Source organism: Pseudoalteromonas sp. 5Ae-yellow (assembly GCF_014077565.1).
Taxonomy (GTDB): domain Bacteria; phylum Pseudomonadota; class Gammaproteobacteria; order Enterobacterales; family Alteromonadaceae; genus Pseudoalteromonas.
This window is the reverse complement of sequence record NZ_JACGWD010000028.1, coordinates 12,198-39,105: the sequence shown is the minus strand read 5'-3', so window position 1 is coordinate 39,105 and position 26,908 is coordinate 12,198. Positions and strand designations below refer to the sequence as shown.

General features: G+C 39.1%; 22 protein-coding genes. 3 read left to right on the top strand and 19 right to left on the bottom strand.

Annotated elements, in window-relative coordinates; all coding sequences use genetic code 11:
* Positions 1-34: 34 nt before the first annotated feature.
* The 15 genes from H4J63_RS09525 to H4J63_RS09455 all read right to left on the bottom strand — a co-directional run bounded on the left by H4J63_RS09525 (position 35) and on the right by H4J63_RS09455 (position 15,777).
* Positions 35-1,462 carry an NAD-dependent succinate-semialdehyde dehydrogenase gene (locus H4J63_RS09525; protein ID WP_182196173.1) on the bottom strand — a complete coding sequence of 476 codons (1,428 nt, stop codon included), beginning with the start codon at positions 1,460-1,462 and terminating at the stop codon, positions 35-37.
* A gap of 248 nt (positions 1,463-1,710) precedes the next feature.
* Positions 1,711-2,049: an ISC system 2Fe-2S type ferredoxin gene (gene fdx, locus H4J63_RS09520; protein WP_002958430.1), complete on the bottom strand. Its 339-nt coding sequence runs from the start codon at positions 2,047-2,049 to the stop codon at positions 1,711-1,713.
* 11 nt (positions 2,050-2,060) lie between these two features.
* A complete protein-coding gene (hscA, locus tag H4J63_RS09515) occupies positions 2,061-3,923 on the bottom strand; it encodes a Fe-S protein assembly chaperone HscA (RefSeq protein ID WP_182196170.1) in 1,863 nt (620 codons plus the stop codon).
* 41 nt (positions 3,924-3,964) lie between these two features.
* Positions 3,965-4,492 (bottom strand): co-chaperone HscB, encoded by a 528-nt coding sequence (hscB, locus tag H4J63_RS09510; RefSeq protein WP_182196168.1) that lies wholly within the window; start codon positions 4,490-4,492, stop codon positions 3,965-3,967.
* Between the two features lie 82 nt (positions 4,493-4,574).
* Positions 4,575-4,898, bottom strand: coding sequence for an iron-sulfur cluster assembly protein IscA (gene iscA / locus H4J63_RS09505; RefSeq protein WP_002958427.1), 324 nt, complete (start codon positions 4,896-4,898; stop codon positions 4,575-4,577).
* 12 nt (positions 4,899-4,910) lie between these two features.
* On the bottom strand, positions 4,911-5,294 hold the full coding sequence (gene iscU / locus H4J63_RS09500) for a Fe-S cluster assembly scaffold IscU (RefSeq protein ID WP_002958426.1): 384 nt from the start codon (positions 5,292-5,294) through the stop codon (positions 4,911-4,913).
* A gap of 41 nt (positions 5,295-5,335) precedes the next feature.
* Positions 5,336-6,553 carry an IscS subfamily cysteine desulfurase gene (locus tag H4J63_RS09495; protein WP_002958425.1) on the bottom strand — a complete coding sequence of 406 codons (1,218 nt, stop codon included), beginning with the start codon at positions 6,551-6,553 and terminating at the stop codon, positions 5,336-5,338.
* Between the two features lie 24 nt (positions 6,554-6,577).
* Positions 6,578-7,069: a Fe-S cluster assembly transcriptional regulator IscR gene (gene iscR / locus H4J63_RS09490; RefSeq protein WP_007586371.1), complete on the bottom strand. Its 492-nt coding sequence runs from the start codon at positions 7,067-7,069 to the stop codon at positions 6,578-6,580.
* Between the two features lie 236 nt (positions 7,070-7,305).
* Entirely contained in the window at positions 7,306-8,031 is a 726-nt protein-coding gene (trmJ, locus tag H4J63_RS09485) for a tRNA (cytosine(32)/uridine(32)-2'-O)-methyltransferase TrmJ (protein WP_024589846.1), read from the bottom strand.
* 447 nt (positions 8,032-8,478) lie between these two features.
* Positions 8,479-9,204: a class I SAM-dependent methyltransferase gene (locus H4J63_RS09480; RefSeq protein ID WP_165728141.1), complete on the bottom strand. Its 726-nt coding sequence runs from the start codon at positions 9,202-9,204 to the stop codon at positions 8,479-8,481.
* Positions 9,204-10,583 carry a hypothetical protein gene (locus H4J63_RS09475; protein WP_165728140.1) on the bottom strand — a complete coding sequence of 460 codons (1,380 nt, stop codon included), beginning with the start codon at positions 10,581-10,583 and terminating at the stop codon, positions 9,204-9,206. The genes H4J63_RS09480 and H4J63_RS09475 overlap by 1 nt, the downstream gene beginning before the upstream one ends.
* Positions 10,584-10,845: 262 nt before the next feature.
* Complete coding sequence (locus H4J63_RS09470) at positions 10,846-11,601, bottom strand: class I SAM-dependent methyltransferase (RefSeq protein ID WP_024598033.1); 756 nt, start codon at positions 11,599-11,601, stop codon at positions 10,846-10,848.
* A 57-nt stretch (positions 11,602-11,658) separates the two neighbouring features.
* Entirely contained in the window at positions 11,659-12,837 is a 1,179-nt protein-coding gene (locus tag H4J63_RS09465) for a response regulator transcription factor (protein ID WP_165742887.1), read from the bottom strand.
* A gap of 139 nt (positions 12,838-12,976) precedes the next feature.
* Positions 12,977-15,016 carry an oligopeptidase A gene (prlC, locus tag H4J63_RS09460; RefSeq protein WP_165742886.1) on the bottom strand — a complete coding sequence of 680 codons (2,040 nt, stop codon included), beginning with the start codon at positions 15,014-15,016 and terminating at the stop codon, positions 12,977-12,979.
* A gap of 86 nt (positions 15,017-15,102) precedes the next feature.
* A complete protein-coding gene (locus tag H4J63_RS09455; RefSeq protein ID WP_165742885.1) occupies positions 15,103-15,777 on the bottom strand; it encodes a DUF2461 domain-containing protein in 675 nt (224 codons plus the stop codon).
* Between the two features lie 78 nt (positions 15,778-15,855).
* Here H4J63_RS09455 and gorA point away from each other — a divergent pair, with 78 nt between their 5' ends.
* The 3 genes from gorA (at position 15,856) to H4J63_RS09440 (ending at position 19,059) form a co-directional block, all read left to right on the top strand.
* Positions 15,856-17,217 carry a glutathione-disulfide reductase gene (gene gorA, locus H4J63_RS09450; RefSeq protein WP_165742884.1) on the top strand — a complete coding sequence of 454 codons (1,362 nt, stop codon included), beginning with the start codon at positions 15,856-15,858 and terminating at the stop codon, positions 17,215-17,217.
* A 264-nt stretch (positions 17,218-17,481) separates the two neighbouring features.
* Positions 17,482-18,114: a hypothetical protein gene (locus H4J63_RS09445; RefSeq protein WP_165742883.1), complete on the top strand. Its 633-nt coding sequence runs from the start codon at positions 17,482-17,484 to the stop codon at positions 18,112-18,114.
* Positions 18,115-18,222: 108 nt separating this feature from the next.
* Positions 18,223-19,059 (top strand): mechanosensitive ion channel family protein, encoded by an 837-nt coding sequence (locus tag H4J63_RS09440; RefSeq protein ID WP_024597410.1) that lies wholly within the window; start codon positions 18,223-18,225, stop codon positions 19,057-19,059.
* A 246-nt stretch (positions 19,060-19,305) separates the two neighbouring features.
* Here H4J63_RS09440 and tldD read toward each other — a convergent pair whose 3' ends face one another.
* From tldD to rng, 4 genes are read right to left on the bottom strand one after another with little or no spacing between them, the layout of a single operon-like run.
* A complete protein-coding gene (gene tldD / locus H4J63_RS09435; protein WP_024597409.1) occupies positions 19,306-20,745 on the bottom strand; it encodes a metalloprotease TldD in 1,440 nt (479 codons plus the stop codon).
* Positions 20,742-21,581 carry a carbon-nitrogen hydrolase family protein gene (locus H4J63_RS09430; protein ID WP_182196165.1) on the bottom strand — a complete coding sequence of 280 codons (840 nt, stop codon included), beginning with the start codon at positions 21,579-21,581 and terminating at the stop codon, positions 20,742-20,744. Before H4J63_RS09430 ends, tldD begins: the two co-directional genes overlap by 4 nt.
* Positions 21,578-25,435, bottom strand: coding sequence for a YhdP family protein (locus H4J63_RS09425; protein ID WP_182196162.1), 3,858 nt, complete (start codon positions 25,433-25,435; stop codon positions 21,578-21,580). Before H4J63_RS09425 ends, H4J63_RS09430 begins: the two co-directional genes overlap by 4 nt.
* Entirely contained in the window at positions 25,435-26,907 is a 1,473-nt protein-coding gene (gene rng, locus H4J63_RS09420; RefSeq protein ID WP_182196160.1) for a ribonuclease G, read from the bottom strand. Before rng ends, H4J63_RS09425 begins: the two co-directional genes overlap by 1 nt.
* Position 26,908: the final 1 nt, after the last annotated feature.

Sequence of the window (26,908 nt, the reverse complement as noted above, 5' to 3'; positions counted from 1 at the left end):
CGAAGTAAATTCGCGCTCATAAACTTAACGGGCGTTATATTTTAATACACACGTACTTTTCTTCTAAGTACTCATCAAGCCCTTGATGACCGCCTTCTCGGCCTAAACCAGATTGCTTAACACCACCAAATGGCGCTACTGGGTTTGATATAACACCTTCATTTACGCCGACCATACCAAATTCAAGCCCTTCACTAACTCGGTAAATTTGCTTAATATTTTGGCTGTAAAAATAGGCTGCTAGGCCAAATGGTACATCGTTAGCAAGTGCAAGCACTTCACTTTCTTCATCAAAAGGAATAACCGTCAATACTGGACCAAATACCTCTTCGTGGTAAATATCCATTTCTGTGGTGACATTGTTTACTATTAATGGATTTTGAAAGCTGCCACCTAAGTCGCTATTATCGCCAACCAGCGTCGCGCCTTTATCGAGTGCGTCTTGTACTAACTTCTGTACTTTCTCTTTGGCTTTAGGGTAAATGAGTGGACCAATATCAACATCGTCTTCAAAACCATTTGCCACTTTTAACGCTGCAACCTTAGGCGTGATTTTTGACAGTACTTTGTCGAGAATATTACGCTGTATAAAAATACGGTTTGCAGCAACACATGCCTGCCCACTGTTTCTAAATTTAGCCGCCATTAGCCCTTCAACAGCTTCATCTAAGTCAGCATTATCAAAAATAATAAAAGGTGCATTACCGCCAAGCTCCATCGAGGTGCGTTTAATTGTGTCTGCACATTGCGATAGCAACTGCTTACCTACACCGGTAGAACCGGTAAATGTAAACTTACGCACAACTTCTGAATCAGTCAGCATTTTGCCTACTGTTTTGGCATCTTGAGAAACCAGTACATTAAATGCACCTTTAACAAAACCAGCTTGATCAGCTAAGTAAGCAAGTGCGATAGCACAAAGTGGTGTGTGCTCAGAAGGTTTTAATATAAAGCTACAGCCCGCAGCGTAAGCTGGCGCTACTTTACGAGTAACCATAGCAATAGGGAAGTTCCACGGCGTTATACCAGCTACAACACCTACAGGCTGCTTAAAGCTAGTTAAACGATGCGAGTCATCTGTTGGCGGAATTACATCTCCGTAACTACGTTTGGCTTCTTCTGCAAACCATTTGATAAAACCTGCACCGTAATCAATCTCACCAAGGGATTCTTTGAGTGGTTTGCCTTGCTCTTTAGTCATCAGCTCTGCAAGTGTTTGCTTGTGCTTTATTACTAGCTCATACCAGCGCATCAAGGTTTCGCTTCGCTCAGTGGCATTTGTCGTTTTTAACTTAACAAAAGCCCCTTGAGCTGCGGTTATTGCGCTATTTACACCCTGCTCGTCAATATCACTTACTTCAACAATACTTTTTTCGGTAGCGGGATCGTTAACGCTAAAGCGCGTATCAGTTTTATAAAATTCGCCGTTAATAAATGAGTCTGAGAAAATAAGATTACTCAAAATAAACCTCCGAAATAGATTTTAGGGATTGGGTTGAACTCGTAGCAGCGGGTTTAACCCGCGTTTATATAATCTAAAAAATACGTGATCATTTTGATGTTCAAGTTTGAGATTAGAAAAATTTAACTTAAAACGTTTGATATTTAAAAACGCGACATAAAGTCGCTGCTACGTATTTATAAATGCTTTCTTGAAACAAAAAAGCCGCTGTATCAAACAGCGGCTTTTAATATATACATCGTTAAAAACTAGTGCTCTTCATTAACGATATTGAGATTGTACTTAGGTATTTCAACCACTAGGTCTTCATCTCTTATAATTGCTTGGCAACCAAGGCGTGATTCAGGCTCTAAGCCCCATGCTTTATCTAGCATGTCGTCTTCTAGCTCATCACTTTCTTCAAGTGAATCAAATCCTTCACGAATCACTAAGTGACACGTAGTACATGCACACGATTTTTCACAAGCATGCGCAATGCTAATACCATTTTTAAGCGCAGCGTCGAGTACCGTTTGACCTGTAGGAGCTTCAATTGCAGCGCCGTCAGGACATAATTCAGGATGTGGAAGAAAAACAATTTGTGGCATTCTAATCTCTCTTAAATGTTGTCTACTGACTGCCCTGTAAGGGCCTTTTTAATTGATGCATCCATTCTACGCGATGCAAAGTCGCTACTCGCATTATCGACTTTTTCGATAGCTGCTTTAATTTCGCCAGGCTCTTGTGCATTTTCGCGCACTTTTACCAGTTCTGCAATTTCAGCGCGTAAGTTAGCTAGTTGCATATCGTCAAGTAATGCACCATCGGCTTCAAGTGATGCGTTAAGCGCTTCTATTACGCGCAACGCTTCTACTTGTTGCTCTTTAAGCATACGCGCTTGCATGTCGCCTTTAGCGTAGCTCATTGATTCTTTTAGCATGTTAGCTACTTGGTCATCAGATAAACCAAACGAAGGCTTAACTTGAATCTCAGCTTGTACACCTGTTGATTTTTCCATAGCTGAAACACTTAATAGGCCATCAGCATCAACTTTAAAGGTTACACGAATATGCGCAGCGCCTGCCGCCATTGGTGGAATACCTTTTAAGCTAAACTTAGCAAGCGATCGACAATCATCAACAAGCTCACGCTCACCTTGCAGCACATGTAATGACATGGCTGTTTGGCCGTCTTTGAACGTTGTAAATTCTTGCGCGCGTGCTACCGGTATCGTGGTATTACGCGGAATGATTTTTTCAACCAAACCGCCCATCGTTTCAAGGCCCAGCGACAACGGCAATACATCAAGTAATAACATGTCAGAATCGGGCTTATTGCCAATTAACACGTCGGCTTGAAGCGCGGCACCTAAGGCTACAACACGATCAGGATCGATTGAAGTTAGCGGCTCTTTATCAAAAAAGCTTTGTACTTGGCTACGTACCAATGGCATACGGGTTGAACCGCCTACCATAATAACTTGCAGCACTTCTTCATTTTCAATGCCAGCATCTTTTACAGCACGACGACACGAGCGCAGCGTTTTTTTAATTAGTGGCATAGCCATTTCATCAAACGTTTCGCGCGTTACTTCAACGGTGTATTTTTGATCGTCAAACTCAAGGCCCACGTTTACTTTAGCGTATTGGCTTAATGCTTCTTTACACGCTTTTGCTTTATTGATGAATAAACGTAAAACTGAAGGTGATAATGCTGACACACCTGTTTGCTGCTTAAAGTAATCAACAAGGAGCGAATCAAAGTCATCGCCGCCGAGGCTAGAGTCGCCACCGGTTGCCATTACTTCAAACACACCTTGGTGTAATCTAAGTACTGATATATCAAACGTACCACCACCTAAATCGTAAACAGCAATAATACCTTCTTGACCTGAATCTAAACCATAAGCAACCGCTGCTGCTGTTGGCTCATTTAATAAACGTAGTACGTTAATACCAGCAAGCTCTGCGGCATCCTTAGTACTTTGGCGCTGTGCGTCATCAAAGTACGCTGGTACTGTGATTACAGCCCCTAAAATTTCTTGGTTGCCAAAACTTTGCTCAGCTCGTGCTTTTAATGCAGCTAAAATATGGCTTGATGCTTTAATTGGACTAATTTTACCTGCCGCAGTTTCTATTGCTAGCGCACCATTGTGCTCACAAAATTCATACGGTAGTTGCCCATAACTTTGCTCTATTTCAGCCTGAGTTTTACCTAAAAAACGCTTAACCGAAATAAGTGTGTTAGCAGGGTCTTGCGTTGCGGCTTGTGCAGCTTCTGCGCCAACAGTAATACCGCCTGCTTGATAACGAACAACCGACGGTAACATAGCCGCGCCAAGATCATCAGTTAACGTGCGGGCTTCGCCACTTTGTACTGTTGCAACTAATGAATTGGTTGTACCAAGGTCAATACCAATAGCTAGTTTATGTTCGTGTGGTGCCGCGCTCTGCCCCGGCTCAGCAATTTGCAATAATGCCATAATGCTCTTTAAACTCGTGTTGCTCGCTTTGCAGCAAGTAATTAATCGTCAAATAAACTGTCTTCAATGCGCTCTAGTTCGTCACGCAACTTATAAACAAACTTCAGTTTACGAATATTATCTGCGGCAAGTTGATATTGCTGCTCATCGTTACTCGCTAGTTGCTCGGCAAGTTGTGCACTGTACTGCGCGTTTAGTTGCTTAATTTGTTTTTCAAAATTTGCAATGGCGGTATCAGGATCGCTTGATGATGTTAGCTCTTCAAGTTCTTCGCGAAGTTCCATTTGCTGCATTAAAAACATTGGATCTTGCAAGGTTTGCTGCTCTGCACGAATATCAACGCCTAGCTCGCTCAACATATATTCGGCACGTTTTACTGGGTGCTTTAACGTTTGTAGCGCATCGTTAATTTCGGCAGTGCTTTGCACAGCCATTAACTTATCGCGGTTGCTCGCATTCGCGTGGCGATCGGGATGTACAGTACGCTGTAATTCCAAGTAGTGCTTGTTAACCGTTGCTAAATCAATATTGTAATCAACGGGGACTGCAAATAATTCAAAGTAACGCATAACTTCAACCAATAATATTCAGAAATAACAAAGCCCTACATTAACTGGCAGGGCTTATTTATACTACAAAGATATTTAAAGCTTAAACGGTAAAGCTTTCGCCACAACCACACTCATCTGCTTGATTCGGGTTATTAAATTTAAACCCTTCATTTAAGCCTTCTTTAGTGTAGTCGAGCTCTGTGCCATCGATGTAAACTAAGCTTTTAGCGTCAACAATTAATGTGACACCTTTAGCCGCAAAAGTTTCATCGTCTTCGTTTAAATCGTCAACAAACTCAAGTACATAAGCAAGACCTGAACAGCCCGTCGTTTTAATGCCAACGCGCAGGCCTAAACCTTTACCGCGGTTTGCTAAAAATGATTGTACGCGGTTTGCTGCCGCATCTGTCAATGTCACTGCCATGAGTTTCTCTTCTTACTTCGCTTGTTTGCTTTTGTAGTCTGCAATTGCTGCTTGAATTGCGTCTTCGGCTAAAATTGAACAGTGAATTTTCACTGGTGGCAACTCAAGCTCTGCACTGATATCAGTGTTTTTAATTGTCGCTGCTTCGTCTAGCGTTTTGCCTTTAACCCACTCTGTTACAAGTGAAGATGAAGCAATTGCGCTACCACAACCGTAGGTTTTGAATTTTGCATCTTCAATAACGCCAGTGGCAGATACTTTAATTTGCAGTTTCATTACGTCACCACATGCTGGTGCGCCTACCATACCCGTTGCCACTGACGGATCGTTCTTATCTAGAGTACCTACGTTACGTGGGTTTTCTACGTGGTCGATTACTTTATCACTATAAGCCATTATTCTATCCTCATTACCTGCTAGGGTATGTGCCCACACTATTAGTGGTGAGCCCATTCAACTGAATCTAAATCAATACCTTCTTGATGCATCTCCCAAAGTGGAGACATCTCACGTAGGCGACCGATAGAGTTTTTCATTAATTCGACGGTGTAATCAATCTCTTCTTCGGTAGTAAAGCGACCAATACTAAAACGAATTGAGCTATGTGCTAATTCGTCGTTACGGCCAAGTGCACGTAATACATAAGAAGGCTCTAAGCTTGCAGATGTACAGGCTGAACCTGACGATACTGCAATGTCTTTTACTGCCATAAGTAACGACTCACCTTCAACAAAGTTAAAGCTGATGTTTACAATACCCGGTACTGATTGGTCTTGTGTGCCGTTAAAGTATACTTCGTCCATATCAGCCATAATGCCGTCGATTAAACGATTACGTAAGGCGCTGATGTGTGCGTGATCTTTTTCGAAATCTTGCTTAGCAATTTTAAACGCAGTACCCATACCCACTAATTGGTGAGTTGCTAGTGTACCAGAGCGCATACCGCGTTCATGTCCGCCACCGTGCATTTGCGCTTCAAGGCGAGCACGTGGTTTACGACGAACGTAAAGTGCACCAACACCTTTAGGTCCATACACTTTATGTGCAGAGAACGACATAAAATCAACTTTAAGCTGTTGCACGTCGATTAATACTTTGCCCGCGCTTTGCGCTGCATCTACGTGGAACATAATTTTACGTTCGCGACACATTTCGCCAATAGTCGCGATATCTTGAATCACACCTAGCTCGTTATTAACGTGCATGATGCTTACAAGTACTGTGTCGTCACGCATTGTGTCGGCAAGTTTTTGTAAATCAAGTAGGCCGTTTTCTTCAACGTCCATGTAAGTCACTTCAAAACCTTGGCGCTCAAGCTCACGACATGTGTCGATTACAGCTTTATGCTCAGTTTTAGCGGTAATAACGTGCTTACCTTTTTTCTTGTAAAACTGTGCAGCACCTTTAATAGCAAGGTTATTTGATTCTGTTGCACCCGATGTGAAAACAATTTCACGTGGGTCTGCATTAATTAAATCAGCAATATCTGTACGCGCTTGGTCAACAGCTTCTTCTGCTTGCCAACCAAAACGGTGTGAGCGTGACGCAGGATTACCAAACTTACCGTCCATTGTCAGGCATTGCATCATTTCTTTAGCAACACGTTCGTCAACAGGCGTGGTCGCTGCGTAATCTAAATAAATCGGTAACTTCATTTCTCTCTCCGCTGCAGGTCAACCTTAAAGTTGACAGCTTACTTGAATGTTTTCCAACTGCTTAATTGCATTATTGATACTGTTATCTTGGCGCGATGCTATTTCTTTCACATCTGATTTTTCCACCAATTCAGCAAGGGTAATATTATTCAAAAATTCTTCTATGCGTGCGCTTAAGTCTGACCACAAATTATGTGTTAAACAGCGCATACCACTCTGACAGCCGGTATCGGCACCTTGGCAACGTGTTGCATCGACCGATTCGTCTACGGCGCTAATAATATCGCCAACAGAGATAACGCTCGCTTCACGTCCTAGTAGATAACCTCCACCAGGTCCACGAACAGAACTTACTAGGCCATTTTTACGTAAACGAGCAAATAATTGTTCAAGGTAAGACAAAGAAATTTCTTGTCTTTGTGAAATATCAGCAAGGGCTACAGGACCTACACCTGTGTGTAGTGCAACATCCAGCATAGCTGTAACGGCATATCTGCCTTTTGATGTTAACTTCATAACGCCCCCTGCACAAAAGAGTGCAAATTTTAATTACCAGAGTAAATTAGTCAAGTATTATCACTTGATAAAAATTTGATTTAGAAACTCTTACTTTTAAATTGTAGAGTTAACAAATTTTCAATACTTGACCTCTTTGGTCAAGTATTACAGCCATTGTAATTACCTGAGTAATTTAGTCAAGTATTAGCGCGTTAATTAGTCTAGGTCTTTTATAACTAATAGCTATACCTAAGTTACTTAGGGATAGCCTTATTAATTGAGGTGAGAATACCGCGTAAAATATTCATTTCAGCATCTTCAGGGTGAGCTCGGTTAAACAAACGGCGCAATTTAGTCATAACTAAACCAGGGTGTTGCTTGATGATAAAGCCTGTTTTAAACAACGTGTCTTCAAGGTGATCATAAAACAGCTCAGTTTGCTTTGAGCTTGGGTAAACTGCATCGTCTTCTTCAACCTTTTTAGGTTGTTGATTTAAAAATGCCATGCGAGTTTCGTAGCTAAGTGTTTGTACGGCCATAGCTAAATTAAGCGAGCTGTACTCTGGATTAGCAGGAATACATACATGGTAATTACAAAGCTGTAATTCTTCATTAGTTAAACCACTGTTTTCACGACCAAATACTAGCGCTACAGGACCATTTACGGCTTCAGCAACGAGCTTTTCACCACATTCACGTGGTTCAACCATTGGCCACGAAAGCGTACGAGAACGCGCACTTGTGCCAATCGTTAATGTACAGTCAGCGATAGCTTCTTCAACAGTACCTACAATAACTGCATTGCCTAAAACATCAGTTGCGCCTGCAGCTAATGCACTTGCTTGGCTGTCTATTTCGCAAGCAGGATCAACTAAATAAAGTTTTGATAAACCCATGGTTTTCATGGCGCGAGCCGCCGAACCAATATTGCCCGAATGTGACGTGTTAACTAAAACAATGCGAATATCATCTAAGATCATTACTGTGCTACTTTGCTATGCCAAAAAATTGCGCAAATTCTAACATGAAAGTACAATAAGATCCTAGATTCAAAAGGCTAGATCCAAAACTCCACTAGCTAATACAGTAAAATAAAAAGCTTCTTTGATGTGGAGGACTGCTTGAATTAGCGAAGTTATTATAAACCAGCACAACTAAATGCACACACAGGTAGATTGCGTTATTACTAGAGAAAAACGTAAGCTACTTAGCATTATAAATTAATTAGATGACTCTGTTTTCGAAAGATGTTCAAAACACAACCCTCTAAAGTAGTATTTCACAGTTAACACTAATTTTTGAAACTTTAGGAAAAGTTAAATATATATTTACAAGCTCAGAAGTATAATATCTTTAATAGCAGCGAAAACCCCAAAAACGGATTGGGGCTTAATACACCTAAACAAAAAATTTACTATTAAGTTCAGTTATTTTGTGGCCTTGATAATTCTATGTAACTTCAAATCTTTTGTATCCGGATGTTGAAAATCAATCGTTTCTTCGTATACATTAAAGCCTATATCTTTCAATTTATTGATTATCTTTTTCGTATGAAAAGGATATTTATTATATACGTAATCATTATATATAAAGCTTCCACCATTTCTAAGCACTCGATATAGTTCTTCGAGCTGGTTATCATAAATGGTAAAATGCATTACAAAACTAGAAAGTATTGCATCAATAGAGTTACTTGGAACAGGCAATGGTTCAGAACCATCGAATACAAATGCAAAATGCTCAAACTCCTTATACTTTTTCTTAGCCGAAGCTACAGCAAAGCTTGAAATATCGAGACTAACAATTTTTTTCACTTTATTTCTGTAATCTGCAACTTCAAGAACTTCAGACAGAATTCCTCCCCCACACCCAAAATCAATGATGCTATTTATAGGTAAACCATCGACTTTATTTATCAAAGTATTAATTAGCTCTTTCGTATAAGAATAATCAATTACCTGATCATTTAACTTAATTCTAATCTCAGAAAGTGCGGCAACATCTTCCATGCTCAATTTTGAAGGTGTATTAGGTATATAAATAGTATCCATGTATCGATAATAGGTCCTATTATCGTAAGTTAGCTCTTCCGCTAAAGTGTGCTCTCCTCCAACAGGAGTTTTTACATAAATTAAGTTTTTATAAATTTCCATTACAACTCCCCTTTGAGTACTTTGATAATTTTTTTAAATTTAATTTTAAAATTACTAAGTATTTTTATTTTTTCGGATAATTTTATAGATACACCCCCAATAAGCAAAATACTAGCTATTACAATATTGGATTTATACAAAAAATGAGAAAAGGCAAGTCCAATATTGCTTACAAGTATTTCATTACCCCAAATACTCCCATTTAAAATTAAATAACTAAAAAACCATAAGGAAATTGGTGAAATAGCAATAATTTTAAACCTCAAACGCCATGTGAAATTCTTGAGAGAATAATAAAAAATCAATATACCAATGCATACTATCAGCCAATTAACATCTATAGATAGATAGTTTGAAAATGGAAAAATGTCTTTAAACCCTACATCACCTTGCCTGGTTCGATCAAATCCAAAAGACGCAAAAAGAGAAAAAATAATACTAAAAATTAATAAATTTATTTCTCTACGACGAGGAAGCTCTAAATCTTCAAGTTCAGCAGTAACAGATATAGACTTTAACCCACTCTCTTTAATTGCTTTTTCTGCAGTTGTACCAGGGCTTGCTTTAAATAAGGATGAACTATAAATGCCATGTTCAGCCCACTCTGTAAAGTATTTAATTTTGGACTGAGAGAAAACTTTAACCACTTCACCGAAGTAATCAGTTTTCTGGCCAACTACAGTAATTTTACTACTTCTTAAGTCGTATTTTTTTCCTGTTTGAATATATATTTTAAAGTCAGGCGATTTGAATTTTGATTTATTAGAAAACTCTAATCTCGATTCAATATTAAATCCACTAGGCCCCGTATTTAAATCAAGTTCAAACTCAGCTTTAAACCAATAGCCATTAGAGAGTAATTTAGGACTATCTTCTTGTTTACTTGGAAAATGACACGGTAGCTTTACTTGGCCCGTTGAAAACTCAGCTGTCGATGGATTAATTATAAAGTTTTCTATAGAATCTTTATTTTCTGAAACACCAAATACACCACTAGAACAACAAGCACTTAAAGCCTCCTGTATCTTAGTTCTTTCTTCAGATTCTAAATCTTTAGCGAAATTGTTAATTGTAGCTGAAATGTTAGCAGAGTATTCTGAACTTTTCCCCCAGAATTGCTTGAGGATATTAGTTTCTTCATAAAACTTTTTGTAGTCCATAAATTTCACGCTGGAAATTTGATCATTTTTTTGATCAAAAAATTCTATGACTAATTTACTATGATCGCCATCATTACTAAATGAAATTGCATTATATATAGACACTTTACAACGATTTCCATCCAATTTATCAATAATAATAAATTGGAAGAATTTATCTAAAGTAGTTGTAGTATCGTTATTCTGAGAGTCGAATTTTATTTTTGTTGTAAGTATCATTTTTATTTTTAAGGACTTTTAGTTAGTTTCTAATACGTAGAAGCGTAGATCATTACATCGTTAATAAAGCTAAAAACATCGTATGATTAATAGTATTCTGATGATTTAAAAGCTAATATTTTGATATCCTATTTTAGCGAATTAAGAAAAATCATTTTTTAAAATAGGTTTCTTATTTCCAAGAGTATTTATTGCAATTTTGCACTAAGTTTATATATTTCAAATAACATTTTCGCATACAAATACCAATCTATTTTAGTGTTTAAACCATTGCTGCCTTTACATAGACATCAAAACGGTTCTTTTTGGTTTTGATCTGCATGCTTGGGGTTTTGTCATTTAAAAATGGGGCGTAATCGGGGCGTTTTACTACTACGCGCTTACTGGCGAGTGGGTAGGCGAATTCGAGTAAATCGTCAGCGTCGGTATCTGCACCAACAAGCTCTTGAAACACACGCATTTCTTTTTTAACTAATGCTGATTTTTCGCGGTGCGGGAACATAGGATCTAAATAAACAACATCAGGCATGCTTTCGCATTGAGAGAGCAAAGTATGGCTTGAGCCAAATATTAGGCTCATGTTTTCTTTCATCCACAAACCAATTTCAATATCGCTATAGGCTCGCTTTAAACCATCGTATAAAAGTGCAGCTACAACCGGGTGACGTTCATGTAATATAACTTTGCACCCTAGCGAGGCAAGTACAAAACCATCTCGCCCTAAGCCTGCGGTAGCATCAAGTACAACAGGCGTTGCGCCTTTATTTAAACCCACCGCTTTGGCAATTGCTTGCCCTTTACCACCGCCAAACTTACGCCTATGGGCGGCAGCACCGGTTACAAAATCAACGTTAATTGCACCTAGTTTAGGCTCGTCGGTTTTAAATAGACTTAACCCTTTATCATCGTAATGTAAGCTAAAGCCACTACAATTTTGCGCCCATTGGGCTAAACCAAAGCGTGTTTCTAATTCATTTAAATAAGGGCGTAACTCTTTAAAAGCACACTGAATAACCACAATAAACTCCGACGATAAAATACGCCTGTAGTATATCAACCGCTTTACTTTAAAGCACTAAAATAGCTCTATATCACTATGATGATTCGTATTGACCTTTGCGGCTTCCCCTTTAGTACGTAAATTGGATATAAGTTCATTGCGGCTTTCGGCAACTTGTTTAAGCTGATATTTGATAAAGGCTAAATCACTATTAGCCGATACAAATAACTGCATTGTTTGATCCAATTGAGATATATATAAAGTGAGATCCGCAGGATTTGCTTGTGTTTGTTGTAGCTTAATAGCGCAGTCAAGTTCATGTAGCTGCTCTATAAACTCTTTAGTACTTTTGTTTTGCTCTACATTTTGAGTAGTTAACTGCTTAACAATATCTTGAAGGGCTGTACTTATTTGAGCTGCCTGCTCATAACTGCTTTCGCTTCTTTCCATGGTAACAACCTTCTCGTTGGTTACTTCTAATATATGCGGGAACAGATCTTTGTAGCGCCCATACAAAGCATCGTTATCAACTGGCATATTTTTTATCAAAAGGGACACTTTGGGATAATTAATGATAGTGCTGCTACCAATATCAACAAATCGTTGAGCATTTCGATGTTGCTCAAGCAGCTCTTGTTCTAACGGGCAAACACCACTTTGCTGGCTGTAAAAAATACCTTTTCCTTGATACCAAAACACAACCACAACATCTAAATTTAAAGGAGCAAAAAAGGTAAAAAAGTATTCACTCAACGATTGAAAGTTATTAGCGTGATAACTTTGTCCAACGTAGCGCATTATACGGCCCATATCGCCTGACTCTGTCATTGCCATTTCAGCTGTTTTATTCGCTTTGACTATATCCAGTTTTAGTTTTGCGCATTTTTGCCTATATTCGTAAAGTACCTTTATTCGCGCTATTAACTCTTCTGCATTAAAAGGTTTTGTAATGTAATCAGATGCGCCGACGCTGTAACCTTTTACCCGATCGCTTAGCTCTATTTTAGATGAGAGAAACATAACGGGAATATCCTGAGTATTTTGACTTTGCTTTATTGTTTTACATACGTCATAACCTGACATACCTGGCATTTCAATATCGAGTAAAATAATATCTGGGTTGTATTTATTGGTTAGCCTTAATCCTTCATCGCCATCTTTTGCATGAATTATTTTACAAAACCCTGCTAAAGACTCTTCAATTATATGATGAACATACTTGTCGTCATCAATTGCCAATACCAACTTTGCCATGCCTTAGTCCATTTTATTAGGTGTGCTAAAAGCATAGTACGGTAGGATGAAATTACTAAAAATTATTAGATAATAATTTTAAAATAATAAAAAAGCGCCATTAAGGCGCTTTAATTTGATTTGTGCTAAATATTAATTTTTAAACAGCAATACCGCTATGGCGTAGTAACGCGTCGACATTTGGCTCACGACCACGGAACTTTTTAAATAATTCCATTGGCTCTTCACTGCCGCCTTTTTCTAAAATATTTTGCATGAAGGCTTGCCCTGTTTCAGCGTTAAAAATACCTTCTTCTTCAAATTTAGAAAATGCATCAGCAGAAAGTACTTCAGCCCATTTATACGAATAGTAACCTGCACTATAACCGCCGGCAAAAATATGACTAAAACCATTTTGAAAACGGTTAAACTCAGGCGGTTTAACGATTGATGTGCGGCTACGTACATCGTTTAGTACTGCTTGAATTTGGCATTGCTCACCCACTTTGTAATCGTTATGGATTTTAAAGTCGAATAACGAAAACTCAATTTGACGTAGCATTTGTACGCCTGAGTTATAGTTTTTAGCAGCAAGTAACTTATCAAGTAACTCTTTAGGTAACGGCTCACCCGTTTCATAATGACCTGAAATAAAGCTCAGGGCTTCTTCGTCATAACACCAGTTCTCTAAAAACTGACTAGGAAGCTCTACCGCATCCCATGCAACACCATTAATACCCGCAACAGGAGCTGCATCAACTTGTGTCAACATGTGGTGAATACCATGACCAAACTCATGAAATAAAGTAGTTACTTCGTCATGAGTAAACAGCGCCGGTTTATCGCCAACCGCCTTATTAAAGTTACACACTAAATAAGCCACTGGAGTTTGTAGTTCGCCGTTAGCACGTACTTTACGACCCATACAGTCATCCATCCACGCACCACCACGTTTGTGGTCGCGTGCATATAAATCTAGATAAAAGCGCCCACGAAGCGTATTGCTACTATCTACAATTTCAAAAAAGCGCACATCTTTATGATAAGTATCAAAATCAGTAACTTCTTTTACGCTAATACCAAATAAGCGATTAACGGTTTCGAATAATCCACTTAATACTTTATTTGCAGGGAAGTAAGGACGTAGTACTTCGTCTGAAATTGCATACTTTTCTTGCTTAAGCTTTTCGCTGTAGTAACCAAAATCCCATGCTTCTAATTCAGAAATACCGTGTTTTTGTTCAGCATACGCTTTTAGCTCGGCCACTTCTTGCTCTGCTTGTGGTTTTGATTTAGCCGCTAGGTCTTCTAAAAATGAGAATACTTGTTCTGGTGACTCTGCCATTTTAGTCGCGAGTGACTTTTCAGCGTAGCTGTTGAATCCTAGTAACTGTGCAAGTTCATGACGAAGCGCAAGCTCCTCTCTCATAATATCTGAGTTATCAAACTCACCGGCGTTAGGGCCTTGATCTGATGCGCGCGTAGAAAACGCAGTGTAGGTTTCCCTGCGTAGTTCGCGGTTATCTGCGTAAGCCATTATTGGTAAATATGATGGAAAATCGAGTGTAAATAACCAGCCATCTAATTCTTTACTTTTTGCGGTGTCGGCTGCAAGTGCAAGAGCTGATTCTGGCAAGCCAGCTAAGTCGCTCTCATCAGTAATATGCTTGTGCCACGCTAAAGTCGCATCCATTACATTGTTGCCAAATTTTGAGGCAAGCTCAGATAAACGTGCGCTTATTTCACCATAGCGTTTTTGTTGTTCTGGCGCTAAAGCAATACCCGATAATTTAAAATCACGCAGCGCATTAGTAATTGTTTTCTGCTGTGCTGTAGTCAGCGTTTTAAATTCGTCGCTGTTATAAAGCGTATTATACGCGTTGTATAAACCTTGATGCTGACCTACAAATGTTGAATATTCAGATATTAACGGTAAGCACTGCTCGTAAGCTTCACGTAATTCGTCGTTATTCATTACTGAATTTAAATGCGATACAGGGGAAAACATGCGCGATAATTTATCGTCAGCTTCTTCAAGGGGTAATACTAAGTCATCCCACGTGTACGAACCTTTAGCTAACACGTCATCAATGGCTTTACGACAAAGCTCAATACCGTCTTTTAGTGCGGGTACTACATACTCAGGCTTTATTTTTGAAAATGGTGGTAAGCCTTCAAGGCCAATTAATGGGTTGCTCATAAATACTCTCTTTGCGTTAATGCATTACGTTTTAAATTGGGTCTAAAAGTAAAAAAACAACTCAACTGCTTTTAAGTTGTGTAATTTTAATAGGGTTGCTCCAGAGCAAAACACAAATAACCCATTAATGAGTCAGCCACTTTATAACGCTCTAGTACCGTATCAACTAAATTATTGCTACATACTTGCTTTTGAGTCAGCGGGCTAATAGCTATAAAGTCTTTTCGCTTGAGCTCATTTATTAATGGGTGCTCTTTTTCAAAACCTCTTGGTGGGCGTTTTAGCGACTCTCCTGACATTTCAAAAATAGATTTAAATTGCTCATCATAAATTGCTTTTTTATAGCTATTTGGGTTTTCATCTATGCAGGTTCTAATTGCATTAAGCGCCTTTGATTCTGGTCGCCAAATACCAGCACCTACAAAACATTCGTCATTTGCTAAGTGAAAATAAAAACCAGGGGCATGTACGTCTTTTCCCATAAAATGGCGAAATTGAATTCCTACATTAATTTTATATGGGGTTTTATCTTTACTAAAACGCGCGTCTTTATGGATTCTCATTAAACTACCGCCGACTTTTTTATCTGATGCGACAAAATGGCTAGAAACCTCAGCAAGTGGTGCTTGCATTTGCCTAATGAAATCTAAAGCGGGCTCTCTTACGTATTCCTCATACTGTGATTTATGGTCGTTAAACCAGTCTCTATTATTGTTTTGATCAAGCAGAGCAAGAAATTCGAATGTTTTTTTACTAAACATAGGTCACCTAAACACTCTTTATTTTTAAAACTTAATGTTATGCTAATGCGCATAAAACTCAACGCCTAAGGACATAAAATGACACAACACTTTGATTATATTGCAATCGGTGGTGGCAGTGGTGGTATTGCCTCTGCAAATAGAGCGGCAATGCGTGGCGCTAAAGTAGCACTTATAGAAGCAAAACACATGGGCGGCACGTGTGTAAACGTGGGCTGTGTACCTAAAAAAGTAATGTGGCACGGTGCTCAGGTTGCTGAAGCAATTAATTTATATGCCCCAGATTACGGCTTTAATGTTGAAGTTAAAGGCTTTGATTGGAGCAAGTTAGTAGAAAGCCGTGAAGCCTATATAGGCCGAATTCATAAAGGTTATGACAGTGGCCTTGCTAGCAATGGCGTTACTGTAATCAAAGGCTTTGCTAAATTTGTAGATAATAAAACAGTTGAAGTAAACGGCAAGCACTACACAGCCGACCATATATTAATTGCAGTAGGTGGACGCCCAAGCATTCCGCATATTGAAGGTGCTGAACACGGTATCGATTCAAATGGCTTTTTTGAGCTAAAAGAGCAACCTAAGCGCGTTGCAGTAATAGGCGCAGGCTACATAGCCGTTGAGCTTGCTGGTGTATTACATGGTTTAGGTACTGAAACACATTTATTTGTTCGTAAGCATTCTCCACTTCGTAACTTTGACCCATACATAGTTGAAACCCTTGTTGATGTTATGGCTGCCGAAGGCCCTACTCTTCATACAGAATCTGTACCTCATAAATTAGTTAAAGAAGATGATGGCTCTGTAACGCTACATTTAGATAATGGTAAAACTCATAACGTTGACCAAGTAATTTGGGCCATTGGCCGCCAGCCAACAACAGATGCAATTAATGTAGCTGCTGCCGACGTAGAAGTTAACAGCGATGGTTTTGTTAAAGTTGATGAGTTTCAAAATACCACAGCTAAAAACGTTTATGCTGTTGGTGATATTATCGAAAACGGTATTGAACTTACGCCTGTAGCAGTTAAAGCAGGGCGTACTTTATCAGAACGCTTATTTAATAAAGAACTACCTGATGATTTAAAAATGGATTACAGCCTAGTTCCTACTGTTGTATTTAGTCACCCACCAATTGGTACTATTGGCCTTACTGAACAAGAAGCTATTTCTCAATACGGCGAAGAAAACGTTAAGATTTACCAATCTGGTTTTACAGCTATGTACACAGCGGTAACTAAACATCGCCAACCTTGTAAAATGAAGCTTGTATGTGCCGGCCCAGACGAAAAAGTAGTTGGCCTACATGGTATTGGTTTTGCGGTTGATGAAATGATTCAAGGTTTTGCAGTTGCCATGAAAATGGGCGCTACTAAAGCTGATTTTGATGCCGTTGTTGCGATTCACCCAACAGGTTCTGAAGAGTTTGTTACTATGCGCTAGGCGCTAAACTCTAAGCGCTCAATTATAAAAAGCCCTTGTTAAGTAATTAGTAAGGGCTTTTTAATGCTTGTTATATTTTGCACAATAAACCACTTAAAACGTCACATTAAAAACATCGATTCAACATTAAAAAAACATCTAAGCCATTATTTTAAAAGCAAAAATTTTAGACCAATAAAAAGGTTAAAAGTTTAAATTTTGTTTTGGCTTTAAAGCATTTTAACGATTAGAATCCCGCGCATTTATAGTTTCTCTTGGTTATTTATGTTTTTACTGCGATCTTTTATTTATTTATTATGCCTAGCGGGTGTTGCTCATTTAATTCAACTTGAAGGGTTTGAATTAAAACAGGATGCACTTTACAGTGAAGAAACTCTTACCGAACATATGCAAGATGTTTTAACTTTTTTAAGCTGTATTTTATTTTTTTACGCTTCGCGAATTAACTTTCAACTCAAAATACCGGCTGTATTACTAGCTGCGTTATCGGCAATGATGTTTGTGAGAGAGTTTGATACCTACCTCGACTTATACTTTTTTGATGGCGCTTGGCAAAGTATCGTCTATTCAATTTTAGCTGGCGTGTTTGTTTATTTAATAACAAACAGAGGAAGTATTTTTAACGCTTTAAAAGCCTATAGCCTCACTCCTAGTTATGGAATTTGCTTATCAGGCATGGTTACTTTACTCGCATTTTCGCGAATGATGGGCAAAGGCGCATTTTGGCATTCAGTAATGGGTGATGACTATGTACGTGCGGTAAAAAACATTGTTGAAGAAGGTATAGAAACGCTTGGCTATACTTTGATTTTTATTTCAGCCATTGAGCTTGTACTCATATGCCGAAAAAGAATGGCTAAAAATCACAAGCATTGCACTGATCAAGTAACTCAATAACGTAGCTAAATTTTTTATTGGTTACTTTTTTTACACTAAATTTGCTAATTGGTTTAATAAATCAATATACTGAGCCTGTTTTTATCAACTCACGTTTAATTGGATACCATGACTAAAGATATATTGCTGCATCCGTTTCTTCTTTCAATTGTAATGATCACAATTGCATTTGTACTAAAAGTGCTTGTTGATAAGCTTGCTAAAAGTCGCGCAGAAAAAAAAGAAAAAGACATCCGTTACATCGCACACAATATTAAGCACTTTATTAATTTTGTAATGATGATATCGCTGCTATTTGTGTGGTCGACCGAAATTCAAAACTTTGCACTTTCTATTGCTGCTTTTGCCGTGGCGATTGTACTTGCAACGCGTGAGTTTATTCAGTGTGTAATAGGCTTTTTTTACCTCGTAACAACTCGCCCGTTTAGAGTGGGTGATTGGATACAAGTAGGTGATTACTTTGGTGAAGTAGCTGAAACGGATTGGATAAAAACAACCATGCATGAAATTGATATACATACTTATCAATTTTCAAGAAAAACCATATACATACCTAATAATAAGCTGATTACCAGCTCTATTAAAAACTTAAATTTTGTAAAACGCTTTGTTACACATCATTTTATTATTGTCCGAAGAGAGAGCTTTAACCCTTACCCTATTCACGACACACTCACTGAGCAAGCTAAACTGTACTGCGAAGAGTTTCAAGAAGTAGCAAGCCGTTATAATTCGATGATTGAGCGTAAACTTGATGCAAAAATATCTGGCCCAGAGCCGGTAATTCACTTTGGTACAACCGATTTAGGTGAATTTAAAGCAAGCTTTACCTTGTTTTGCCCGACAGAAAAAGCGCTTGAGATAGAGCACAAATTAACAGAGTGCTTTTTTGCGTTATGGTACAAAGAGGCTGAAAAAAATAAAGAAGGTGAAGGAGAGGCATAAACCTCGCCTACACAAAGTAAAAATACAAATCGTAGGTGCGAATTTATTTCGCGCTCTATTTCTAAGTCTGTATTTAAAAAGCGAGGTATAAAACCTCACCTACCCAAAGTAAGAATGCAAATCGTAGGTGCGAATTTATTTCGCGCCCTATTGCGTGAGCGTATATTTAAAAGGCGAGGTGTAAAACCTCACCTACAATAAACATCAAGCACGTAGGTAGGAATTCACTTCGCGCTTGAGTAATATTTAAGCTGTACCACCGACCGTTAACTGATCAATTTTAAGGCTTGGTTGGCCTACGCCTACCGGTACGCTTTGACCATCTTTACCACAAACACCAACACCTTTATCAAGTGCTAAGTCGTTACCAACCATAGATATTTGCTGCATTACTTCTGGTCCATTACCAATAAGCGTTGCGCCTTTAATTGGTTGGGTAATTTTACCATTTTCGATTAAATACGCTTCTGATGCGCTAAATACAAACTTACCTGAGGTTATATCAACTTGTCCGCCGCCAAAGTTAGGCGCGAATACCCCTTTTTTAACTGAGCTTATAATATCTGCTTGACTGTGCTCACCACCTAACATGTAGGTGTTAGTCATGCGAGGCATTGGTAAATGCGCATAAGACTCACGACGTGCGTTACCGGTAGGATTTACACCCATTAAACGCGCGTTTAGCTTATCTTGCATATAGCCTTTTAAAATACCGTTTTCGATAAGTACGTTGTAAGCGGCTGGTGTGCCTTCATCATCAACATTAAGTGACCCACGGCGATCAGCCATGGTGCCATCATCAACAACAGTACACAGCTCAGATGCTACTTTTTGGCCCACTTTACCACTAAACGCAGACGCGCCTTTGCGGTTAAAGTCGCCTTCAAGTCCATGCCCTACTGCTTCGTGTAAAAGCACGCCAGGCCAACCATTACCAAGTACAACTTCCATCGTGCCTGCAGGTGCATCAATAGCTTCAAGGTTTACTTTAGCTTGGCGTACAGCTTCTTCAGCAAATTCCATCCAACGTGGTTTACCATCAACAAGCTCTTTAAAGTAACCATAATCTAAACGTGCACCACCACCTGCGCCACCGCGTTCACGGCGACCATTTTTTTCAAGCAGCACTGAGCAGTTTAAACGAATAAGCGGGCGAATATCGGTGGCAAACGTACCATCACTTGCTGCGATTAATACTTCTTCGTATACCGCTGACATTGAGCTAATTACTTGCTCTGCATCGGGTGCTAGTTCACGAATATAGTTTTCAAGTTCGCGTAATAAACTCACCTTGTCGGTATCGCTCATACTCGAAATTGGCTGATGCGCTGCAAACTGCTCTTTAGCTTTAACATCACTAAATACTTTAATCGCTCTATCTTCGCCAGCATCTGCGATGCTACGAGCCGCTGTAGCCGCTTTATTAAGTGCTTCAAGATTTATTGCATCAGAGTAAGAAAAACCTGTTTTTTCGCCGCTTACAGCACGTACACCAACGCCACGCTCAACGTTATAAGAGCCTTCTTTAACTAAGCCGTCTTCAAGCACCCATGATTCGTGGTGGCTTGATTGAAAATATAAATCGGCGTAATCCACTTTATGCTGATGTATGTAAGCGAGCGTTTTTTCGAGCTCTTCTCTATTTAGCTGGCTGTCTTGTAGTAAATGCTGTTCAACCGAATTCATAATAAATGCTCTCTAAATCGTTGATGAGACTGCACGGGCATATCTCGTCTAATTTTTTGTAACTGGTCTAAATCTGCGTTGCAGCTTATAAAACCGGTGCCTGTTGGCAATTCACTCAGGGTATTGCCCCAAGGTGAAATAATAATACTGTGGCCATATGTTTGTCGGCCATTTTCATGTGTACCGTACTGAGCAGCTGCAACTACATAACATTGTGTTTCTATTGCGCGAGCTGCTAATAGCGGTTGCCAATGCGCTTGCCCTGTAGGGACTGTAAATGCACTGGGTACTAAAATAATATCGGCGCCTTGGCGTACTAGTTCGTTAAATAAGCCACTAAAGCGCAGATCATAACATACTGTTAAGCCAATTTTACCAAAGGGAGAATCAATAACCACTACATCGCGACCTGCTTGGGTAAAATCTGACTCTCGATAGCTACCAGTTTTATCATCAACGGTTACATCAAATAAATGTATTTTGTTATACGTTGCAACCAGCTCGCCTTGATTATTATATAAGTGCGATGCTGCGTAATACTTATGTTCGTTAAATGGCTCAGGCATTGTGCCTGCATTTAACCAAATATTATGGTGTTGGCACAATTCACTAAGTTGTAATTTGTATTGATCAACTTGCTTAGCAACACGTAACGTATCGTTACCACTTTTACTAAACACTAAAAAAGCTTCTGGCAAGCAAACAAGTAATGGTCTTGTTGCTGGCAGAGTTTTAAGTGCGCGCTTTAAGCTTGCTATGTTGTCATCAGGGCTTAGCCCTGAACACATTTGTAGGGCAACTATTGTGGGTGTGCTTATGCTTGCTGTTTTGTTCATTGCATTACTGTTACTTGAGCATCTTTAAGTTTTAAATCGACTGATGCTTGTGGCTGATTTTGCGCAGCTTGAGGTAGTGTAACTTCACGACTTTTTCTGTCGAGTTCTTGAACAATAGGATCGTTCATTTTACCCGTTACTTTAAAATTGATCTCTGAGATGACGCGCGCAGAATGAATAACTTTATCAAGTGCTAAAGCAGCAAGCCCTGTTACTGGATTAACCATCCACGCAACTATAACCGGAATGCTTGAGGTTACTTGTGGCGCTACAGCAAGGTCGTAATCTATATCTAGCGTGTTTAAATTTGCATAACCTTTAATGGTTAAATCGGCGGGTACGCCGTCCATTTTAGTATCTTTAGTGTAAGCGATACCGTTTTCTAACTGCATAGAGCCTTGCATGCTGTTATAAAAAAAGCCCTTTGAAAATACATCTCTAAAATCAAGTTTCAGTTTGCGTACGAGTGAATCAAGGCTCAACAGCGAAAATACGCGTGCACCACCATCACTTATTTCAGTTAAGTGACCTTCCCCTAAATCCCAAGTAACTTCACCACTTAAAGTTTTCACATCAAAGTCATAAGGTGCAGCTTGCCAAGTAAGATCATAATTTAGATCAGCTTTAGAATCCTTAATTGCAGAGGTAATATCAAACTCGCCAAACAACGCGCCTATATCATCACTTTTAAGCTCACCACTTAGCGTTGTTAAGCCATTTTGCCATAGCCCTTTAGTGCGCAATACATGATCTCCTTTATCGATTACAAGTTCTGATATCGATAAGCGCTCGCCATCACCTAATAATGACGCACTCACTTTATCAAGCTGATAGCGATCAATTTTGCAGTCACTACATTCAAACTCAATGGCAGGTATTTTAGTAAGCCAGCTCAAGTCTTCCTCAGGAAGTACATCTGTTATTTCAATCAATTGCTCGCTAGGCTGTGCAAAATTAAGCCTTAAGTAATCGGCATTAATTCGTATAGGCTGGCTAGGTTGTGATGTAGGAATAAAAACCCCAGCTCTAAGTTCTTTAGCATTTAGCTTTAGGTATAAATCGTCTTTTGATGGTGCTAAACGCATTTCAAAATCATTAAAGATGATGTTACTCGCATCAAGCATACCTATATTTGCGACCACCTCATTAAGCGGTGGCATAATCCCTTTTGATTTTTTATCTGGGCTTGATGTACCTGCTTTAATTATTTGATCTATCAGATCAAACCAAGGCACTAATTCACTCTGCTCAAGATTTATATTTACGCTTAAGTCTTTTTGGTTTAATCCTAAATCTTGTTTTCCGAGCACAAAATGGACATTACTAAACTGTGATTTTCCATTTTCTAAAATAGCATTAAAGTAAAACTGTTGATTAGCGTTTGCTGTAATGAGATTAGAAATATCATCACCTTGAACTACTGCATCAAGCGCCCACATTTGTTCGCTATTTTTATTATAAGGTGCGGGTAAGTTACTCGTTAAGCCAAGTAGTTCTGAGTTTACCTGTGCACGGTAATTAAAGCCTTGTTCGGTAAAATTAAGTACTAAACCAATATCAACATCGCTTTGCCCGCTTAAATAATTTTTTAATATACCTTGTCCACTGTCAATTAATGTATCGGCGTCAATTTTGGCGTTTATATCTATGTTTGCTTGGTAATTTTTAGCATCACTTTTGCTGCTGTAATTAATATTTAGCGGCATGCCCAACCACTTCGCAGTCGCATTTTTAAGTGTGATGTTGTCGTTTTTAAAATTAAGCTCGCCAGTTAAGTTTTTAAGCTCAATACCTGGCGTTGCTATAAATACTGGCAAGTCATTTAAATTAACTTTGCCGCTAACACTGGCTCCGCCTTTAAACTTAGAGCCTACTAAAAGCTCAATACTGGCATCGGCTTCGCCTTTGCCCTGTACAACTTTAAAAATTTCAGCAAGAGGTTTGGCAATAGGTGTCGCTGCAAAAAAGTCATGTAACTTTTCCATCTCTGCTTTTTTATCAATTTGCACAATAAGTTCATCAGCATTCATTAAATCTGCAATGCTCACCTGTACACTATTACCAATATCTAAATTAACCAACTTGCCTTGCTGGCTATATATGTCCATCCGCTCATTAGCAAAATGTAGCTGTACATTAGCATTAGTGACCGCAGGCCAATCAGGGTCAAACTCATAGGTTGCATTGTCTATTTGTGCTAATACATCAAACTGACCACTACCATCAGTAAATGGGAAACCAGACAAAGGCCCTGCAAATAAGACCTGTGCTTTAGATACTTCTCCGCCTTTAATTGCACCATTTAAATAGCTAATAAGTTCAGAGCTCATCGCTTTTAATGGGAAGTAATGACCTGCAATATTGGCATCTGGAGCGAACGCTTCTGCGTAAAGATCTAATCGAGGATCATCTGTTAGGCTAATTTGTAATTCTGCAGCAAGAGTAACTTCATCATTATCAAACCAGATATTGTCACTACTTATATGCCAGCCATCATCTCGCTTAGCTAAATCTAGCTCTACATTTAGCTGATTATAATTTATGTCGTTACTAAAGCTTTCGCCTGTAACTAATGTGCCGTTTTCACCAAATAAATTTATTCGACCACTACTTTGATTAAGTAAACCACTTACTCTAAGTTCTTGTGCTGCAGGTACCGACCTTAATTCTTGCCAACCAATATTGTCAGCCTCAAACCATAATTGCCATTGCTGTGCATTAGAAAAATTTAAATAAGCTTGATCTATTTGCCCGCTAGGTTGGCGCTCTAAAAATGGTTCAAGTGCATTAAAATTACTTAGCCCTGCTAGGTTACTCAGTAATTCAAAATCAACTTGGTGGAGCCACACTTTATTTTGCGACCCTAGTTGAGCTTCAAACTCTAAACTTGGCCATGCTTTATCGTTACTATTAAATGTTAAACCAGTGCTTTTTAAGTGCCAGCTATTTTGTTCTGGATATAAATGGAATCCACCTTCACTCAGGCTGACTTGTTGGCTTTGCTCTTCTCGCTGCCAACGCACAAAGCTTGGTAGCCACTGCATTTTTATATCGCTTACAAGGCCTTTATCTAGTTTTAGCCAGGCTTGTAAATTAATATCGCTATGCAGTTGTTGCTTTTGCGTATTTATATATTGTGCTAACCAGTTAGATACATCGACCTTATTAGCCTGCACATAAATGTCGCCCGCAACTTGCTCTAGGGTATCGCCAGTAAGCGCAATGCGCGCATCAAAGTCACCAACCGAAATACCCGGCAGTGCTAAGCTCCCACTACCAAGATGCTGCTCATCTTCATTTTGCCAAACAATATTTTTGAGAAGTAACTTACGTTCTTTACCATCTTCTAAAATAAAGTTAATACTGGAATTTTCTATTGCAAAATGACCCGTTTTACCCAAAAACAGTTCTTCAATTAGCTCTTTTTGCTCAAAAGAAACTTCGTCGTTGTCACCGGTTTTAAATAAGTTGGTGATATTTACACTGGTATGAAAACCATTAATAACAAAATAATTAGATCTAAGTTGCAGTGCTTTTAAGCTTTCCCATAGGTTTAGCTCTAAGCTGGTTTTAGCAATGGTGAGTGATATTGGTGCGGTTTCGTTATCTTTAAACGATAAATTTTCTAGCACTAATGCAGGACCACTGCCCTGCCAACTAGCTGATATTTCACCGATAGATAAGCTTATTTCAAACTTTTCGTGTAAATAGCTTTCTATGTCACCTTTGTATTCGTTTGCATACGGGAGGGTATATTTTAAAATTGAAACAATAACGGCCAGTAATACCAAAATTATGGCGCAGGTCTGCCATAACTTTCTAAAACAAAAAAAACAGACCGCTTTTGCTTTCATTACATCATTACCACATCAAACTGTTCTTGGCTGTATAAGCTCTCTGTTTGAATATTGACTTGCTTACCAATAAATAGTTCAAGCTCAGCAAGGTTATGATACTCATCGTTTAGTAGGGCCTCACTTACCGCAGGCGCTGCATACACCATAAACTTGTCCGCTGCGTATGCTCGGTTAACACGTACTATTTCACGTAGTATTTCGTAGCAAACCGTTTCAACTGTTTTTTGCGAACCACGACCGGAGCATGCAGGGCATACATCACATAAAATATGCTCTAAGCTTTCGCGTGTACGTTTACGCGTCATTTCAACAAGGCCAAGCGCTGAAAGCCCATTAATATTCGTTTTAGTGCGATCTTTTGCAAGGGCTGCTTCAAGTGAATGAAGCACCCGTCGCTTATGATCTTCACTTACCATATCGATAAAGTCGATAATGATAATACCGCCTAAGTTACGCAGCCTGAGCTGGCGGGCAATTGCAGAGGTTGCTTCTACGTTGGTATTAAAAATGGTTTCTTCTAAATTACGATGCCCTACAAATGCGCCAGTATTAACATCAACAGTCGTCATTGCTTCTGTTTGGTCAATAATTATATAACCACCCGATTTTAGCGTAACTTTACGGTGTAGTGCTTTTTGAATTTCGTTTTCAACGTCAAACAAGTCAAATATAGGCCGCTCGCCTGGGTAGTATTCAAGCACTTGAGAAAGCTGTGGAACAAACTCTTCAGTAAATAACTTTAGCTCTTCATGAGTAAGTTTAGAGTCAACGCGAATGCGCTCCATATCTTCGCCTACGTAGTCACGTAGGGTTCTAAAGGCAAGCGTTAAGTCTTCATGTAGAATACTGGCTTTACTGGTTTTTTTGCGACGAGCTGTAATTTTTTCCCATAGTTTTCTTAAAAAACCGGCATCGTGTCGTAATTCTGCTTCGCTAGCGCCTTCGGCTGCTGTGCGAACAATAAAACTGCCATTTTCATCGCCATATTCTGCGACTATTTTTTTAAGGCGCGAGCGCTCTTCTTCAGTTTCAATACGCTGACTAACCCCTACGTGGGTCGCATCTGGCATAAACACTAAATAACGAGAAGGAATAGTAATATCAGTGGTAAGTCTTGCGCCTTTAGTGCCTAGCGGATCTTTTACCACTTGCACCATAATGTACTGGCCTTGACGAACTAACTCTCTAATATCTTGTACTTTTTTTATTGGTACGTCGTCTACGCCTTCAACAATAGAGGCACTATTTACAATATCGGATGCATGCAAAAATGCAGCTTTTTCAAGGCCGATATCAACAAAAGCAGCCTGCATACCCGGAAGTACACGGCTTATTTTTCCTAAGTAAATATTGCCTACAATACCTAGATTACCGATTCGCTCTAGCTGTATTTCTTGCAGTACACCGTTTTCTATTAGGGCAACACGGCTTTCGCTCGGTGTGACATTGATCAGTAATTCTGTACTCATG

Excerpts from the sequence above, each read along its gene's own strand:
- fdx (WP_002958430.1), bottom strand. The coding sequence starts at position 2,049 with ATGCCACAAATTGTTTTTCTTCCACATCCTGAATTATGTCCTGACGGC.
- hscA (WP_182196170.1), bottom strand. The coding sequence starts at position 3,923 with ATGGCATTATTGCAAATTGCTGAGCCGGGGCAGAGCGCGGCACCACAC.
- hscB (WP_182196168.1), bottom strand. The coding sequence starts at position 4,492 with ATGCGTTACTTTGAATTATTTGCAGTCCCCGTTGATTACAATATTGAT.
- iscA (WP_002958427.1), bottom strand. The coding sequence starts at position 4,898 with ATGGCAGTGACATTGACAGATGCGGCAGCAAACCGCGTACAATCATTT.
- iscU (WP_002958426.1), bottom strand. The coding sequence starts at position 5,294 with ATGGCTTATAGTGATAAAGTAATCGACCACGTAGAAAACCCACGTAAC.
- H4J63_RS09495 (WP_002958425.1), bottom strand. The coding sequence starts at position 6,553 with ATGAAGTTACCGATTTATTTAGATTACGCAGCGACCACGCCTGTTGAC.
- iscR (WP_007586371.1), bottom strand. The coding sequence starts at position 7,069 with ATGAAGTTAACATCAAAAGGCAGATATGCCGTTACAGCTATGCTGGAT.
- trmJ (WP_024589846.1), bottom strand. The coding sequence starts at position 8,031 with ATGATCTTAGATGATATTCGCATTGTTTTAGTTAACACGTCACATTCG.
- H4J63_RS09480 (WP_165728141.1), bottom strand. The coding sequence starts at position 9,204 with ATGGAAATTTATAAAAACTTAATTTATGTAAAAACTCCTGTTGGAGGA.
- H4J63_RS09475 (WP_165728140.1), bottom strand. The coding sequence starts at position 10,583 with ATGATACTTACAACAAAAATAAAATTCGACTCTCAGAATAACGATACT.
- H4J63_RS09465 (WP_165742887.1), bottom strand. The coding sequence starts at position 12,837 with ATGGCAAAGTTGGTATTGGCAATTGATGACGACAAGTATGTTCATCAT.
- prlC (WP_165742886.1), bottom strand. The coding sequence starts at position 15,016 with ATGAGCAACCCATTAATTGGCCTTGAAGGCTTACCACCATTTTCAAAA.
- H4J63_RS09455 (WP_165742885.1), bottom strand. The coding sequence starts at position 15,777 with ATGTTTAGTAAAAAAACATTCGAATTTCTTGCTCTGCTTGATCAAAAC.
- gorA (WP_165742884.1), top strand. The coding sequence starts at position 15,856 with ATGACACAACACTTTGATTATATTGCAATCGGTGGTGGCAGTGGTGGT.
- H4J63_RS09445 (WP_165742883.1), top strand. The coding sequence starts at position 17,482 with ATGTTTTTACTGCGATCTTTTATTTATTTATTATGCCTAGCGGGTGTT.
- H4J63_RS09440 (WP_024597410.1), top strand. The coding sequence starts at position 18,223 with ATGACTAAAGATATATTGCTGCATCCGTTTCTTCTTTCAATTGTAATG.
- tldD (WP_024597409.1), bottom strand. The coding sequence starts at position 20,745 with ATGAATTCGGTTGAACAGCATTTACTACAAGACAGCCAGCTAAATAGA.
- H4J63_RS09430 (WP_182196165.1), bottom strand. The coding sequence starts at position 21,581 with ATGAACAAAACAGCAAGCATAAGCACACCCACAATAGTTGCCCTACAA.
- H4J63_RS09425 (WP_182196162.1), bottom strand. The coding sequence starts at position 25,435 with ATGAAAGCAAAAGCGGTCTGTTTTTTTTGTTTTAGAAAGTTATGGCAG.
- rng (WP_182196160.1), bottom strand. The coding sequence starts at position 26,907 with ATGAGTACAGAATTACTGATCAATGTCACACCGAGCGAAAGCCGTGTT.